7 protein-coding genes are annotated in these 16,480 nt (G+C 69.1%); 5 read left to right on the top strand and 2 right to left on the bottom strand.

The window, feature by feature from the left end; genetic code table 11:
* Positions 1-14: 14 nt before the first annotated feature.
* Positions 15-2,213, top strand: coding sequence for a xanthine dehydrogenase family protein molybdopterin-binding subunit (locus DB31_RS01435; protein ID WP_044180934.1), 2,199 nt, complete (start codon positions 15-17; stop codon positions 2,211-2,213).
* On the opposite strand, the gene DB31_RS01430 is transcribed toward DB31_RS01435, so the two are convergent.
* Together DB31_RS01430 and DB31_RS01425 are read right to left on the bottom strand one after the other, a co-directional pair.
* Complete coding sequence (locus DB31_RS01430; protein WP_044180931.1) at positions 2,214-3,767, bottom strand: mucoidy inhibitor MuiA family protein; 1,554 nt, start codon at positions 3,765-3,767, stop codon at positions 2,214-2,216.
* Positions 3,768-6,071, bottom strand: a complete 2,304-nt coding sequence (locus DB31_RS01425; protein WP_044180929.1) for a DUF4139 domain-containing protein — start codon at positions 6,069-6,071, stop codon at positions 3,768-3,770. It lies immediately after the preceding gene.
* A gap of 169 nt (positions 6,072-6,240) precedes the next feature.
* Between DB31_RS01425 and DB31_RS01420 the strand changes: the two genes are divergently transcribed.
* The 4 genes from DB31_RS01420 to DB31_RS01405 all read left to right on the top strand — a co-directional run bounded on the left by DB31_RS01420 (position 6,241) and on the right by DB31_RS01405 (position 16,112).
* Positions 6,241-11,232 carry a hypothetical protein gene (locus DB31_RS01420; RefSeq protein ID WP_240486471.1) on the top strand — a complete coding sequence of 1,664 codons (4,992 nt, stop codon included), beginning with the start codon at positions 6,241-6,243 and terminating at the stop codon, positions 11,230-11,232.
* Between the two features lie 217 nt (positions 11,233-11,449).
* On the top strand, positions 11,450-11,974 hold the full coding sequence (locus DB31_RS01415; RefSeq protein ID WP_044180923.1) for a DUF3592 domain-containing protein: 525 nt from the start codon (positions 11,450-11,452) through the stop codon (positions 11,972-11,974).
* A 151-nt stretch (positions 11,975-12,125) separates the two neighbouring features.
* A complete protein-coding gene (locus tag DB31_RS01410) occupies positions 12,126-12,923 on the top strand; it encodes a hypothetical protein (RefSeq protein ID WP_240486470.1) in 798 nt (265 codons plus the stop codon).
* A 96-nt stretch (positions 12,924-13,019) separates the two neighbouring features.
* On the top strand, positions 13,020-16,112 hold the full coding sequence (locus DB31_RS01405; protein ID WP_044182112.1) for an alpha amylase C-terminal domain-containing protein: 3,093 nt from the start codon (positions 13,020-13,022) through the stop codon (positions 16,110-16,112).
* The last annotated feature ends 368 nt before the right edge of the window (positions 16,113-16,480 follow it).

The following is a 16,480-nucleotide window of genomic DNA, read 5'->3' as shown; positions in this document are numbered from 1 at the left end:
GAGCGGAGCTCACCATGGACAAGTCAGTCGGAAAGCCGCTGAACCGGGTGGATGGACGGCTCAAGGTGACAGGCGCGGCGAAGTACGCCGCCGAGTTCCCTCAAGAGGGACTGGTCTACGCCGTCATCGTGGGCAGCACCATCCCCAGTGGAACCATCACGAAGGTGGACGCCTCGGCGGCGGAGAAGGCGCCGGGGGTGCTCGCGGTGCTGTCACCCGAGAAACCTCCTAAGCTCGCGGGCGATCCCGCGAAGCGCCAGAGCCCGCTGGAGCCCATGGTCCACCTGCTGCAGAACCGGCGGGTGGACTACCAGGGCCAGCCCGTGGCCGTGGTGGTAGCGGACACCTTCGAGCGGGCCACCCATGCCGCCGCGCTGGTGAAGGTGCAGTACCAGGCGGAGAAGCCGAAGCTGGGGCTGAAGGCCCAGAAGGCCCAAGCCTACGCACCCAAGCACATCATCTTCCGGCCGCCGGACACCGAGCACGGCAAGGCCTCGGCGGAGACGCCGGCTGCGGAGGTGGACGCCATGTACGGCACTCCGTTCGAGCACCACAACCCCATGGAGCCGCACGCGACGACCGCCGTGTGGGAGGGCGAGCGCCTCACGGTCTATGATGCCACCCAAGGCGTCTTCGGGGTGCGCTCGCGTCTGGCGCAGCTGTTCGGTTTGCCGCCGGAGAACGTGCGCTGCATCGCCAAGTTCGTGGGCGGAGGCTTCGGCGGCAAGGGCTCCGGGTGGGGACACACGATCCTCGCGGCCATGGCGGCCAAGGCCGTGAGCAAGCCGGTGAAGCTGGTGCTCCGCCGCGACCAGATGTTCGCGGGCGTGGGCTACCGGCCGGAGACGGAGCAGCGCGTGCAGCTCAAGGCCCGCAAGGACGGCAAGCTGCTTCTCGTGCGCCACGAGACGCTGACCTCGACCTCCACGTTCGACGAGTTCACCGAGCCCGCGGGCTTCACGTCGCGCATGATGTACGCCAGCGAGCAGATCATCACGTCGCACCGGCTGGTGAGGACGACGATGCCCACGCCGACGTTCATGCGTGCGCCAGGTGAGTCCCCCGGCATGTTCGCGCTCGAGTCCGCCCTGGACGAGCTGGCCTACAAGCTCAACATGGATCCGGTGCAGCTGCGGATCGTGAACCACGCGGACACGGATCCCGAGTCTGGACGCCCCTGGAGCAGCAAGTCGCTCAAGGAGTGCTACCGGGCGGGGGCCGAGAAGTTCGGCTGGTCCAAGCGCAACCCCATGCCGGGCTCCATGAAGGATGGGCGCACCCTGATCGGTTGGGGCATGGCGACCGCCACCTATCCAACGATGCGCCAGAAAGGTGCCGCCAAGGCGTCGCTGCTGCCCGATGGCACCGTGGCGGTCGCTGTCGGCACGCAAGACATTGGCACCGGCACCTATACGGTGATGTCGCAGGTCGCGGCGGACGAACTGGGGCTCCCCGTGCAGAAGGTGCGCTTCGATCTCGGCGACACTCAGATGCCTGAGGCGCCGGTCTCGGGAGGCTCCTGGACGTCGGCCACCGTGGCCCCGGCCGTGAAGCGCGTGGCGGCGGCGCTGCGGGACAAGATCATCGCCACGGCCGTGGCTGACGCGGGCTCCCCGCTGAAGGGCGCCGACCCCAAGCAGGTGAAGGTGGAGAACGGCGATCTCATCGCGGGCTCGAAGAAGGAGAGTTTTGCTGCCCTGATGAAGCGCCAGAAGCTCCCATCGATCGACGCCCAGGCGGACGCTCAGCCCGGGGACGAGATGAAGAAGTATGCGATGCACGCCTTCGGGGCGCAGTTCGCCGAGGTGCGGGTGGATCCGGATCTCGGACAGGTCCGCGTCAGCCGCTTCGTCGGCGCCTTCGGCGTGGGCCGCGTGCTGAACGAGAAGACTGCCCGGAGCCAGCTCCAGGGCGGCATCATCATGGGGCTCGGCATGGCGCTGATGGAGGAGTCCGTGGTGGATGAGCGGACCGGCCACTTCGTCACCAAGGATCTGGCGGACTACCACGTGCCGGTGAACCCGGATGTGCCCGACATTGATGTCATCTTCGTGCCCGAGAACGATCCGTACGTGAACGAGCTCGGCATCAAGGGCATCGGCGAGATCGGCATCACCGGTGTGGCCCCCGCCATCGCCAACGCCGTCTACCACGCGACGGGCAAGCGCCTCCGGACGCTGCCCCTCACGCTGGACAAGCTGCTGACGACGTAATCAGAGCCCCGCGACCTTGGCGGAGCTGGCGACGGTGTACGCGAACGCCAGCTCCTGCTGAGAGCGCGCGGGGGCCGGGAGCTCGAAGCGGAGAATCCCGTCCTGGCTCACCTTCGCCGGGGCGGGCTTCGCCTTGTCCTTGAGCAGCTCTACCTCCACGGCCTCCACCTCGGAGACGGGCATTCGCTCCTCGAGGGCGATCTGCTCCGGGCGGCTGCCCGTGTTGGAGAGGAACAGCTTCACGAAGTGCGTGCGTACCTTGCGGCCCGTGAGCCGGTGGGTGTCCAGCTTCGTCTCCACCTGCCGGAAGATGCGCAGCGCATCCTCGCTGCCGAAGCCCAGCTTCACGCGCTCGCCCACACCCGCGAAGGTCAGCTGCGCGCGGCCCACGTAGCCGCTCGTGCGCACCAGATCCACCGGGCCTGCCAGCAGTACCGAGCCGCCCTTGTTCTCGAAGCGAGCCACCCGGTGCACCAGCGGCGAGTGCTCCGGCGTCCCTACCAGCTCCGAGGTGGCTGGCGCCGTGAACTGGAACAGAGGCACCCGGTGGGGCGACCCGTCCGAGGGAAGGGTGACGCGGTGGATCGCCTTGAGCGTGAGCGGCTCGCCACCGTCGTCCAGGCCGGGCATGCCTTCAGCCTGCGGGGTGCCGCCCTCTCCGGTGGTCTGGATGGTCTCCTCGCGGATCGTCACCTCGACCGTGTGCTTCTCCTGCTGCGTCTTCTCGCGGAGGTACAGCCTGTCTTCCACCAGCCGTGGCGGAGTGGCTCCGAGCGTGGGGCGGGCCGTCGAGAAGGCCATCTCCACGTCCTTCCAGTCCTCCTCCGTCCGCTGCCACACCACCGCTTCGCACTCGAGCGTCACCGTCTCGCCGCTCTCGACGCGGCGCAGCGTGGCGCGGTACGCCGGGCGCCACACGGCACAGGGCACCAGGTACGCCACGCCTACGGTGACGGCACCTCCGGTGGGGTGGTTCAGCTCCACCTCGGCCGAGGTGAGGAGCTTGGACTCCGGCTGCTCGCCCTGGGTGAGCGCCGAGCGGGCCTCCTCCAGGCGCTGCCGGGTTTGCTCCTCGCGCTTTCGTGCCTGCCGCAGCGCCTCCTCTGTGGAGGCCACCTCCGCGCGCACCGCTGCCAGGTGCTGGCGCCAGGTGTCCGCCGAGGCCTTGCCAGCTCCGACACCCTCGGAGATGGAGCGCAGCACGTCCGCGTGCGCCGTGTTCGCCACGCTCAGCCTTGCCAGCAGGCGCTGGATGTCGCTCTCGGCGAGCCTCTGCGCCTGTTCGAGCGACTCGACGCGGCGCCCGAGCTCCGTGCGGTGCTCGCGCAGGCCCTCCTTGGGCTGCTCCTTCCAGATGCGGCTCACGCGGGCGCCGATGATGTTGCCTCCCACCAGGGAGATCTGCAGCGACCGGTCCACCGCGAGCGGAGAGAGGCCCTCGACCCGCAGCCGCTGGGGGCCGGCGGGGAGCGTCACCTCGCCACGGCGCTCCACGAGCGCGCGGTCCTCGAGGACGGTGACCTTGACGACAGGAAGTGTGACGGTGGTGCTCACTTATGTCCTCCGGTTCCCGCCCTGGAGCATCTTGCTCGAGGGGATCTTCACGACCCAGGTGGCATCCAGCGACTGCTTCTCACCGGACTGCAGCGTCACCCGCCACGCCCGCTCGCCGTCCACCGGCGCGTCGCCGGGCAGCGGCTCGGGGGAGCGCCACGGGGGCTTGATCTCGGTCTCCTCGACCTTGATGTCCTTCTCGTCCTTGGGGATGACGGGCACGCGCTCGCGGATCTCCACGGTGGCGGGCCGGCCCAGGCGGTTGGCCACCTCGACGGAGACGCGGTGCGTGAGCACGTTGGCGCCTCCGAAGACGCCGCCCGAGGCCTCGTCGTAGCGCGTGTTGCGCGACACCTTGATGGACTCCTCGACGCCCAGCCCGAGCCGCTGCGTGGCGCCTGGGGCCAGGGTGGGTAGGGGAGATGTCATCAGGAACTCGTCCCCGAGCGTCACGTCCACCGGGCCCGCGAGCAGCGCGTGGGGCGTGCGGTTCTCCACCTTCACGGTGCGAAACACCTGCGGCTCCATGGAGGGGACGCAGAGGTACTCGGCGGTGAGCCCCACGGGCGCCGCGAACACCGGCACCGAGTGCCACACGCCATCCGAGGGCACGTCAATCCGCGTCTCCACGTCATAGCGGTAGTCGAAGTGGGGCGTGGACTGGCGCGGCGGCACCGCCCATGTGGGCGGGCTGACGCGGTGCACGGTCGCCATGTTTTCCTGGCGGGCGATGAGCAGGGAGATGACGTCCACGCGCATGTGCATGTGGGTCAGGGCGATCATCTCCTGGGAGGACCAGACCGGCTGGGGCTGGAGCCGGCCTCGCACGCCCTGCTGATTCGCGGGAGGCAGTTCCAGCGAGTCGTAGTCCAGCAGGTTGGCCCCGAGTTCGAGTCCTGAGGGAGGCTCGGGCTCCCCGGGGGCGGCTCCACCGAAGCCATCCATGGCGCCGCCCTCCATCTCCATCATGGGAGCGCCGTAGGCCGCATCCTTGGCCATCTCTTCGAGGGGAGCCTGGGACCTCCTGGCGCGGGCCGGACCTCCGCCTCCCGGTGCTCCACCGCGCATGGGAGCGGCGGCTGCGGGAGCCGGAGGAGGCGGGGGAGGGGGGGCGCTGGCCGAGAAGAGCCCTGAGAGGGCCCCACCGCTCTTCTTCTTCATCGGGGCTGCCTGGGCCGGCATGGGCTCATCCGCGTCCATCAGCATGTCGAGGTCCTCGGACTCGTCAGCGGGGATGGGCTCGGGTTTCGGCATGGGCTTGTAAGCCGTCGCTTCGGCACGGTCTCGGGCATTGCTCGCGGGGATCTCCCGGGCGACGGTGCGTTGCCGACTCTCGCCCTGAGGCAGAAAGCTGGCGGGAGTGGAGGGAGACGGGCGGGGAGGGCCGCCCGCGGCGTCATACCCGGCGAAGAGTTCATCCAGGCCGGGAGGAGGCTCGCGCCAACCCGAGCGGGCCGGAGGAGGCTGGCGCCGGCCGATGCGCAGGGCCTTGAGCTCGGGCACATCCGCGCGGCGGTGCAGCTCGGCGGTGGAGAGGGAGAGCTTCACGTTCTGCCAGTCTTCGCCCGTGCGCTGGAGCACGGAGGCGCGCATCCGCAGCGTCCCGCCGTCGAGCGTGCGAGGCATCCGCAGCTCGTACCCAGGGACCCAGCGTGCTCCATGCACGGCGTACTCGAGGGCGAGCCGCACCTCGCCCTGGGCCTCGCCTGTTTCGGAGAGGGTGATGAGCGCGGCCCGGTACAGCACGGCCCGCTGGCCGCGCACAGAGGTGGAGCCCTCATGGAGTCTCCGCCGACGCAGCTCCAGCTCGGCCTCGGCGTCGCGCTGGCGCCGCTCCAGGTCCAGCTTCCGGGCATGGAGGGCGGCGAGCTCCTCGTCGACGAAGTGGGCCAGGGTGAGGATGGCGGTGGGAGAGGCCTCGCGGGGCTCGTCTCCGGTCTTGGGTTTGGGGAAGGAGGGCAGGAGCTTGATGCCTGCGATCTCCTGGTCCACGCGCTGGAGCTCCAGGCTGAGCTTGGCGAGTGCCTCGAGGGCCTCTTCGAGGGCGCGCTGCTCGGCAGGGACATCGGGCTCGGGCGGGAGCTGCGCATCGAAGCCAGGGCGGATGTCGCGGACGGCGAGGCCTGCGGGGCCTTGGAGGATGGAGGCGCGCAGGGAGCCGGTGGTAAGCCCGAGCGGCAGGCCGTTGATGCGGACCTGTAGAGGGAGCCGGCCATTCTCGGCAGGCACCATGGCCACGCGGGTGCAGAGCGCTCCGTCGGCGTGGACCGAGACTGCGTCCAGGACGGATGGGACAACGATCATGGGTGCCCCCAAAAGAGAGGGCTACAGGCTAGCGGGCCCCGGCCGGAAGGGCGAGAGCCGTCTGGCGTATGCTCTGGAGGGAGAGGTTCCGGTGAGTCCCCTGATCTGTCCTGCCTGCACGGAGTTTCGAACCCCTGAGGTTGGGGGCACTTGCCCGACGTGCCACGCCGTGCTCGTGGCTGTTAGCGAGCCTCATCTCGAGGCGCTCGTTCGAGCCCGGCTGAGGAAGCGAGTCGAGGGCTGGCGCGCCCAGGGGCTCCTGGCTCCTGATACCGCCGTCCAACTGATGGCGTCGTTGGATGCGCCCGCAGAACCCCACTCCGCGGAGCCTGCTCCCGGCTCGGCCCAGGCCTTGGAGACGCAGGCGGATGAGATTGCCGCTTCGATCCACCGGGCCGCGGCCTGGCGTCCCGGTTGGGGGGCCGCGTTCTTCCACGCGATGGAGGAGGCGGCTCGTGCGGAGCGCGAGGCCGCCCAACAGGAGCGGCGGAGACTCGCCGAAGAGGATGCCCCCCAGGAGAGCGATCTGGGCTCGGCAATGGGGTCCGGGAGTGCGCTCTTCGGCCAGGGCGCTTCGGGGACGCTTGGCGGGCTGGAGGCACTGGTAGCGCTCGATGGCGCTGGCAGCGCTTCCGGCAGAGAAGGTTCGCTCAAGCTGCATGAGTACGTGTGGTGGTTCCTCGGCGCACTGCTCGTGCTCGGCGGCTCCATCATGGGTGTCCGCGAGGCGTGGCGGGCCCTGGGCGGTGTGCCGCGCCAGCTCATTGTGACAGGCGCGCTCTTCATCTACCACGCGGGCTTCGTCGGGCTCGGTGTGTTCCTGGCGCGGCGCTCGCTTTCCGCAGGCCGGGTGCTCGCCAGCATTGGCCTCGCGCTGATGCCCGTGGTGTTCGTGGCGCTGGCAGCCTTGGTTGCGCTGTCGCCGATGGCGGGGCTTCCCTGCGCCCTCGTGGTCACAGGCACCGGATTGATCACGTTGCGGGTCGCCGGGCTTCTGCTCCACCGCACGCCTCTGGCGGAGCTGACGCTCGCGCTCTTCCCCTCATTGCTGGCGGAGGTTCCGGTTCCTTGGCTGGACAGCTCGCCCTGGCTGCGCACCCTCTGTGCCTTCGTGGGCGTAGCCGCTGTCGGCGGCTCTGTGTGGCGGTCTTCCCGCACGGAGGAGGGAAAGGCGCCGCTCGTCAGCGTGGGTGTGGCGCTCTATGGAGCGCTGGCGTTGGCCGTCTTCTCCGTGGCCGGCTCTTCGGACGGCTTTGATGCGCTCCAGCCTGGGAGTGCCTCCTTCGTGGGGATGGTGCTGTGGGCCGTGACGCTCTCGGGGCTCCTCGCCGCAGCCGCGATGGGGGAATCCGTGCGCAAGGCCTATGCCCGCGCCGCTCCCGTGGTGGAGGTGCTGGCGCATGCGGTGGCCGCCAGCGGTGCGGTCGCCGGGTGCGTCGCGGCCTTCTCCCTCGTTCCGGGCGTCGAGCCTTGGGTGGATGTCGCCTCTGCCTTCGCGCCCGCCGCTGCGGCTCTGATCTTCTTCCTGCTTCACCCCCGTCGCCACTCGCTCGTTCATCTGGGAGTGCTGGCCACGACCCTCACGGGCTCCCTGCTGATGCGTCTCCTGGAGCCCGGCAACCTGGCTTGGTGGTTCGTGGGGCCCGCTGCCGTGGCCTCCGGGCTCCTGCTCATGGCGCGCCAGCAGCGGACGGGCTACCTGAGGATCTGGCTGCTGCTCTGGGGCGTCGTTCTCTCCGTGGGTTCGATGCTCTGCGTCTCTGCAGCCCGGTTCTCTGCGTCCGTGCCGGTGCAGGACTCGGGGCAGGGGAGTGCCTGGCCCCAAGTCGCGACGGGTGCGCTGATCGCCGTGGCGGCCCATCTGGCCGCGGGGCACCAATGGCGAGGCCTGCACTACCTGGGCGGGTTCGCGGTCCCGTTCGCGCTGCTCGCGGCGCTTCAGGAGTTCCCCACGCTCGGGGGACCCTGGCCGGCCCAGGCCGTCTTCGTTGGCGTGGGAGGCATCTACGGCCTCGCTGCCCTTCTCCACGGAGCCTGGGCTCGGCGCGCCAGTCAAGCGATGGAGCTGTCGCCTTTGGATGATCTCTCCCTGCTCGCGGCGGCCATTGCGATCATAGGGCCGCTCCAGCTGGGCTCGGTTCCCACCGCCCTGGCCACGGTGCTGCTGCTCCTGAGAGTGCGGCGGGACCGGAGCCGCCTCGTGTCATTCGTGGCGGCTGTGGGCTGCGTCTTCACCCTGCAAGCGCTCCCGCTGTGGCTCTCTCCCGGGACGGAGTACGTCCCCGGTAGCTTCAGTCCCTTCATCCCCGCCGTGGTCCTTGGGTTCTCTCTCATCGCCGCATTCAGGGGGAGGGGAGTGCTCCTCTCCACGGCCAGCCCGGGCGAGCCGAGGCCGCAGGGACGCTCATTGCTGGGACGTGTCCCCTTGCCGTTCCCGGAGTCGGGCCGCCCCCTCTTCACCGATGGCTTCGCCAGCGCGGCGCTCGTGCTGTGTCTGTGGGCCGTTCAGAGGCTCGCTGCCTGGACCTCCAATCCCGTGGATGCCGAGCGGCCGCTCCTTCTGCTCCAGAGCGGACTGCTCGTGCTCAGCGCGCTCGCGGTGTTCTTCTCGCGGGGCTTCGTGGCCTGGCGCCTCAGAGGCTCGGTGGTGGCGCTCGCCGCAGGAGGGCTGCTCATCGTCCTCACCGCCGTCATCAACCGCGCCGGGCGGCCGTTGCCTCCGGACGTCGTGGCCTTGAGGATGCCGCTCATCGGCGCCGGGCTCTGGGCCCTGGCCCTGGTGGCGAGGCGCTTCGGGCCATGGCTCGCCCGCAGGCTGGAGAATGAGCCCCAGGGCCGCTTCTACCACTGGGTCCCCCACGCCGGAGTGGTGGCGCTCATCGCGGTCCTGCTGATGGGCGCCTATCGCGTCGCTCTTCCTTTGTATCCCTCCCGCGCGCTGGCCATGGTTCCGCCGCTCATGCCCCTGGGCGCCGCGATGCTCTCGATGCTGCTGGTGGGCTCGTTCCGCTCCAGGTACCTCGTTCACCAAGGGCTCGTGTTGGGACTGGTTGGGGCCGCGCTCGTCTCCGCGCAGCAAGCGGTCCTTGGCCCTCAGATGGTGCCGCTGATGCCCCCGGATGGACAGTGGATCCGGGCGGAGGCGACGGCCCTGGCCAGCGGCTCTTCCATAGGGTGGACCGCGCTCCAGGCATGGATGCCTCCCGGTGCGACTGTGTTCCTCCTCTGGCAGCGAGCCTTCGCGGGCATCGCCGCTGCCGCGCTGGTGTATGCCGCAGTGGCCGCCGGGGTGGCTCGGGCCGGTGCACGTCTGGCCTTCCTCCGGCGCCTGCTGGCCTGGGAGCCCGAGGTACAGCACGCGGCACAGGTGCGGAGCCCGGAGGGCTTCAGCGCGGACCTGCGGCAGCTCCTCCAGCAATGGGCTGTGTGGGCCGTGGCGCTCGTTGCTGCTGCGGCGTTCTTCCAGCCGGGGCTGACTTCGGCCGAGCTGACCCTCGCCACCGGTGTGCTGCTCTTCCTCGGATGGGCGCAAGGCAAGGGTCGGAACACCGTGGGGCTGGGCATCCTCTTGATCGTCCACGCTCTGGCGCACCGGGAGCGCTGGTTCCCCGCGTGGCCGGGACCGGTGCTCGCACTGGTGGGGCTCGCGGTGGTGGCCCTGGGGCCCAGGATCGTCCGCTGGAGAGGACGCGACGAAGCTCAGCACCGGTTGAGCCTGCATCTGGCGGGGGCCCTCTATGCTCTGGCCGCTGTCGGCTACGCGCTGGCTACGCAGCGACCCACTCATTCGTCGCTGGCGGTGATTCAGTTGATCTCCGGCGCGCTCTCCAGCCTGGAAGGCAGTTGGATGCGCTGGGCCGCCTTCCCGGTCACGGCCGCGATCGTGGCCACCACGGTGCTCGTGGGAGCCGTCCAGTGGAGGGGCGCGCTCGCCTCGCTGTCCGCGGCCTGGGGCTCGATCCTCGCGGGGTTCGCGGGCCTCTGTGGTCTCTCGGTGGTGCTGATGGCCCGAGCCTTCGAGAGTGGGCCGCAGGCCCTCTACGAAACGCTCTTCACCCAGTTCGGCGCGGCGCTGGCGCTGGGAGCCGCAGGAAGTGCCGCCCTCGCGCATGGGGCCGGGCTGTGGCTGAAGGACCGCCGCCAGGACATCAGCCGAGGCCTCGGGCGGGGACGGGACGTGTGGCTCATCGGATGTGGCGTGCTGCTCTCGGTCGTGGCAGTCCGGGCCCAGAGCGTCAGCGCAGACGCGCTCCCGCTGGCGCTGGCGGCACTCGGGCTCGCGGTGATCGTGGCGCTGCACTGCGCTTGGAGCGAGCACACGGGCCGGCACGTGTACTTCGTCCAGGTGGCCGTGGTGGGCGTCTACGCCATGGTGCGCTCGCTGTACGTCACCGGCCTGCGGCCCGAGCATGATGCACTCTTCGCGCTGGCCCTGGGCTTCGCGCTGGTGGGCGTCACCGTGCTGGCCCGCCGGGCTGGAATCCCTCCGGTGGCCGATGCGACGCGCCGGTTCGCGGCCTTCCTGCCCCTCGTGATGTGGTGGGTGCTCCCCGCCGAGGCCACCCATCAGGCGGCGCTGCTCGCGGGCGGCTCGGGCATGCTCTATGCGGCCATAGGCGGGGTGGAGAACAGCCGCTGGTTCGGCTCGCTGGCGGCGGCGGCCTGCAACCTGGCGCTGCTCATCGGCGCGCTCGCGTTCGGGCTGGATGGCCTCGAGATCTACCTGGCGCCCCTGGGGTTGCTGTTGCTGATGCTGGGCCAGCTCTTCACCTCCAGCCTGCCTCACGCCGCGCGCAACGCGCTGCGCGTCCTCGGCGGCCTGCTGCTCTACGTCCCCGCAGCCGCCAAGCTGTCCCTCCAGGTGGGACTGGCCGCGGACGGCACGTACGCCCTCATTTTCGGAGGCACGTGCCTGCTGGGCGTGATGGTGGGCATGGTCCTCCACATCCGCGCCTACCTCGCCCTGGGCACGTTGTTCCTCACGCTCGACGTGGTGGCAAACCTCGTGCATGCCGGACTGAGAGACCACCGCGTGGGCTTCCTGGTGATGACGCTCACCGGGCTCACCATCGTCAGTGGACGGGTGCTGGCCACGCTGAAGCGCCAGCAGCTCGAAGTGCTCATGCGGCGCGTCCGCGTCGAGCTACGCGGCTGGGACTGACGCGAGGCTTCGCGAGCGGGGCACAATGCCCCAGGGAACGTGCTCGGGGGCGCAATGCCCCGCGCCCGGCCCTCTGAAGCGAAGGCTGTGTCCACGAACCAGCCCTGGCGCGGCGTGTGCATTCGTGGCCCACGAGGCTGCTCTGTCCCGAGCCTCGTGAGTCGCGGCGCCTGCCTGCTGGCGAAGCCGTCGGGGCAGGGCTCGCCGAGGTCGGATCATGCTGAGGAGCGTGCTGTTGGGACTGGCAATGCTGGTGTTCGGTGGGGCGCTCGCCTTTGGCGGGGGCCGATCGCTCTACCGGGCCTATACCAGCCAGCGCTGGCCGGCCGTCCCGGGCCATGTGCTCTCCTCCTCGGTCGAGAAGATCCGCTCCCGCCGCTCGATGAGCTTCATGCCGCACGTGAGCTACGAGTACGCGGTGAACGGGAAGACCTATACCTCCGAGACGCTCGCCTTTGGCGCGGGCATCACCGCCGGGGCCATCGAGGACGCCAACGCCTACGTGCACCACTACCCGAAGGGCTCCGAGGTGCAGATCCACTACGCCCCCGACGATGCCTCGCTCGCCTGCCTCGACTGCGGCAGCGTGGGGATCGCGGACTACATCGTCGCGGGGGGAGGCTCGGTGCTGGTGGGGCTGGCCCTCATCGGACTGTTGGATCCCTTGCGCTCCGTGCTCAGGTCCCGCGAGCGCGCCCGAGGCGAGCTGTCCGTCAGTGGGGCGCCCACCCGGAGGACGTGACCCGCGCGAGGGCACGGGCCTCCTGGCACGGGCCCCCGAGAAGGGACGCCGCGGAATGCGGTATCCTCCCGGCTGTCCCCCTCGGAGCTCGATGATGCGTTCCCCCCGCCACGCCCGCGCTGAGCGCCTTCGAGCAGCCTACCCGTGGCGTGTGGCGCGATTCCTTGTGGTGGTCCTTCCCCTCCTGACCGCCGCGTGTGCCACCACCTCCGGAGACCTGCGCACCGGCTGCGAGCGCGGCAGCACCTACGCGTGCAGCCAGTGGGGCAGCGACCTCCTCGCACAGGGGGAGAAGCAGCAGGCCGAGAACGCCTTCGCCCGCTCGTGCGAGGGCGGCACCATCGAGGACTGCATTACCCAGGGCCAGCTGATGCTGGAGCGCGGCGAGCTCGACGGCGCCGAGGCCCCGCTGACCAAGGGCTACGAATACGAGAGCGAGCAGGCCACTTGGGCGCTGGCGGAGCTCTACCAGACGCGCAGGCAGCCGGGGGACGCGGAGCGGGCGCAGCTGATGCTCTGGGAAGCTCCCGCCATCGACAAGCCGGACCGCGAGTTCATCTTCTGGTACCGGCCCTCGCCCACCGGAGGGGAGACCACCTACGCCCTGGCGTACTCCTTCCAGCCGATGAGCTTCTGGGCGCGGCGCATGACGCTGGGCCTGCACTTCGCCGGCAATGATCTCGGCGCCAACGAGCTCAACGCCTCCATCGGCTACCAGTACTTCCTCACCCCGGACGTCGTCCCCTACGGCACCTTGCTTCTGGGCGGCGCCTTCCAACAGCATTCCGTCAACGTGGGCGCCGAGGCTGGCGTGAAATGGTGCCTGGGTCCATTTGGACACCTCAACGTCGGGGCTGGCATCTCGGTGGGCAGCCCGCTTCACGCCTCGATCGGCATCGGCATCAACTCTTTGCCCATCGAGCTGCTCCTTCTCTTGGCGGGACACTGATTTCGGACACTCCTTCCAAGAGAGACGCAACTTTGTGCAGGTAAGGTGCGAAGATACGCACACCACACAGTATCCCACATCTAAGTGGAGGCGAACGTGAGCGACACCAAGATCAACCGACCCGCCCTGAACCCGGCGCCGGCTCCTGCGGCGGCCAAGGGCAACGCCCCCACGAATACTGCGAAGGAGACGGGCTCGGCGGCCTCGGCGAAGAAGCCGGCGGGCTCCAACGCTACGGCCTCCACGGCGAGCACGAAGGCGAGCGCCGCGCGCGCCACGGATGGCTTCGAGTCCACGGGCAAGGCTTCGCGCCCGGGCGTGGCGGCGGCCCAGTCCCTGTCTGCGGTGACGACGGCCGCGGCGCCGGGGCAGCCGGTGAAGAAGACGATGACGCTCGTCTATGACGCCGGGCCGCACAGCAACCTCACGGACGTGAAGCTGAAGGGGAGCTGGGACGCCCAGGGCCGCTTCAGCAACCAGTGGGACGCGGGCTCCATCCCCATGCGCTCGCTGGGCAACGGCAAGTGGGAGGCCACGGTGGAACTGCAGGACGATGGCCTGCCGCGCAACTGGGAGTGGGGTGTCACGGTGGACGGGCCCTCGGGTAACGACCAGTGGGCGGTGATGGGCGAGGGCAACCTCAAGCTGGACCTGAGCAAGCCCTCGGCCTCGTACGCGCCGACGACGTACCACGAGATGGGCTCGCAGAAGCGCGGGGACGACATCTCCTTCAAGCTCTGGGCGCCGGACGCGCGCGCGGTGCAGGTGAAGGTGACGGATCAGCAGGGCAACGTGCAGCGCATCCCCATGCAGAAGGCGGAGAACGGGGACTGGGCCGCCGAGGTGAAGGGCGGCTGGAAGCAGCTCGAGGGCAAGTCCTACGTCTACGAGGTGGTGGACTCGGGAGGGTTGACGAGCGACCGGCCGGATCCGTACGCGCGGCAGATGATGGGCGAGCAGCGCGGCATCGACCGGCTCTATGTGGATCCGATGAAGGGCCGCGAGGAGAACCGGTACTTCCCGGGCGCCTCCGAGCTGACGCGCTTCACCATTGATGACGAGGAGAACGCCGCAGGCGCCTATCTGGTGCTCAAGGACGCGGACGGCAAGCAGCTCAACCGGGAGCAGCTGCTGGCGCGGCTCGGGGCAGGGGACGCGGGGCTGGTGGACAAGGTGCGCGGCGGCAAGTTCAACGACCTGTGGTCGCAGAACGTCGAGGCGGACGGCCGCATCAAGATGGCGAACCACGACGGGGCGTGGACGGCGCTGGTGAACAACCCCGAGAAGCTGGTGGGCCTGCGCTACGAGTTCCAGGTGATGGAGAGCGACGGCAAGGGCGGCTTGCAGCTGCGCGACGATACGAACAAGGACGGGGCGTACAGCGCGGCGGAGCGCCAGGCGTCGGGCTTCAATGATCCGTGGAGCGATCTCATCACCGCGGACAGCGGCGTGAGCTTCCGCGGCTCGGTGGTCACTGACCCGACGAGCTTCCAGTGGAAGAACGACAGCGCCCCGCGCGAGAAGGATCCGAGCAAGTGGGTGGTGTACCAGCTGCACGTGGGGAGCTTCCTGGGGCAGGGCGGTAACTCGAACCGCTCCACCTTCGAGGACTTGACGAAGAAGCTGGACCACTTCAAGGAGCTGGGCGTCAACACGCTGGAGCTGCTGCCGACGAACGAGGTGGAGGGCAGCCGCAACTGGGGCTACCTGGGCGTGAACAGCCTGGCGTCGGAGAGTTCGTTCGGTTTCGAGGACGAGACGGGCAAGTGGGTGACCGGCGATGAGGCGCTCAAGCGGTTCATCGACGAGGCGCACGGGCGCGGACTGAACGTGATTTCCGACGTCGTGTACAACCACGTGCACGGGGACAACAACGGCCTGTGGAACCTGGGCGGGGCGCAGAACCCGTACTTCAACTGGTCCAAGGAGCCGGGGAAGTTCGAGCAGCGGGACACGCCGTGGGGCGCGGTGCCGGCGTACCACAACCCGAAGGTGAAGCAGCTGTTCGTGGACCACGCGGTGCAGCAGATCTCCGAGCTGAAGTTCGACGGCCTGCGCTTCGACTTCACCGAGCCCATCAAGGGCGTGGGCGGCAAGGACGGCTGGGAGATGCTGCGGGAGATCAACCGCCAGGTGCACTTCGTCAACCCGAATACGTGGACGGTGGCGGAGCAGTTTGACTACGACCCGGCCATCTCGCGGCCGGCGAAGGCGGACGGCACGGGCGGCGGCTTCGACGCGCAGTGGTACACAGAGTTCCAGCACAAGCTGATCAACGACAACAGCAAGCCGGGGCTCATCCAGGCGGCGTCGCGCGGCCAGACGACGGACATGGACGCGTTCGTGAACCTGCTGACGGCGCCGCGCGGGCTGGACGGCTGGAAGCACGCGCTGTCGATCATCTCCAACCACGACGAAGTGGGGAACGCGCAGCGGACGATGAACACGGCCGAGGGCAACAAGCCCACGGACTTTCCGGACCAGTGGTCGCGGGACGCGGCGCGGTTCGCGGCGGGCATCGGGTTCGCGTCGCCGGGCATCCCGATGTTCTTCCAGGGCGACGAGTTCGGAGCGCAGAACGACTTCCGGTGGGGCAACACGTCCACGTGGGACAGCGACTGGAGCTGGGAGTCGCTGGGCAAGAACTGGGACTGGACGAAGGTGACGTTCAACGACGCGCAGAAGGCCAGCTACGAGCGGCTCTTCACGCTGTCGCCGCAGGCGCGTGAGCAGGACGGGGCGTACAAGAGCCTGTCGGCGCAGGACAAGCAGGTGTTCAACCACCTGGCAGGCCTGGGCGGCGAGCAACGCACGGAGGCGATGCTGGACATCACCCGGAAGCAGCAGTTCCAGTTCTACAAGGATGCCATCGCGCTGAGGAACTCGAGCCCCGCGTTCCAGGCGGATGCCGAGGTGAACCGGGTGTACACGCACAACAACGACTCGGTGATGGCGTTCACGCGGAAGTCCGGGAACGAGGAGTACCTGATCGTCGGCAGCCTCAACCACCAGAACCTGGACGGCTACAACATGCCGTTGCCTCCAGGGAACTGGAAGGAAGTGCTGAACAGCGACGCCGGGGCGTACGGCGGCGGGAACTTCGGCAACTTCGGCGCCACGCTGAATGGCGGAGGCAACACGAAGGTGAACATTCCGTCCGCTGGCTACGTGGTCTTCAAGAAGGCGTAGCCTGTGGGTCCGCATGGCGGCGGGTTCGATTGCCGCCGCTTCCAAGTAGAGCAACCCGCCGCTTTCAAGGCGCCGCCCTCTAAGAACGGGGGCGGCGCTCGCATTTTTGGGACCAAATCCGGTTTTTGGGACCGAAAAAGGACCAAACCGGCGACGGAAACGACATGAGCAAGACGTGGATCGGCAAGTGGAAGCGTATGCGTATAGGCGGGTGCGCGACACGTAGAGGATGGCGTTGAGCACCTCGCGCCGTGAGTGCACCACCGGCTGCGGACCGACGGGGTTGCCGCGGACGAAGGGCTCGACCAGCTCCCACTGCGCGTCGGTCAAATCCGAGGGGTACCTCTCTCTGGCCAGGGCCTGCGGAG

The sequence above is a fragment of the Hyalangium minutum genome, from assembly GCF_000737315.1.
GTDB lineage: Bacteria > Myxococcota > Myxococcia > Myxococcales > Myxococcaceae > Hyalangium > Hyalangium minutum.
This window is presented reverse-complemented; position numbering and strand designations above follow the sequence as displayed.

Bases quoted from the DNA above. Each gene is read 5' to 3' on its own strand.
- DB31_RS01435 (WP_044180934.1), top strand. From the start codon at position 15: ATGGACAAGTCAGTCGGAAAGCCGCTGAACCGGGTGGATGGACGGCTC.
- DB31_RS01425 (WP_044180929.1), bottom strand. From the start codon at position 6,071: ATGATCGTTGTCCCATCCGTCCTGGACGCAGTCTCGGTCCACGCCGAC.
- DB31_RS01415 (WP_044180923.1), top strand. From the start codon at position 11,450: ATGCTGAGGAGCGTGCTGTTGGGACTGGCAATGCTGGTGTTCGGTGGG.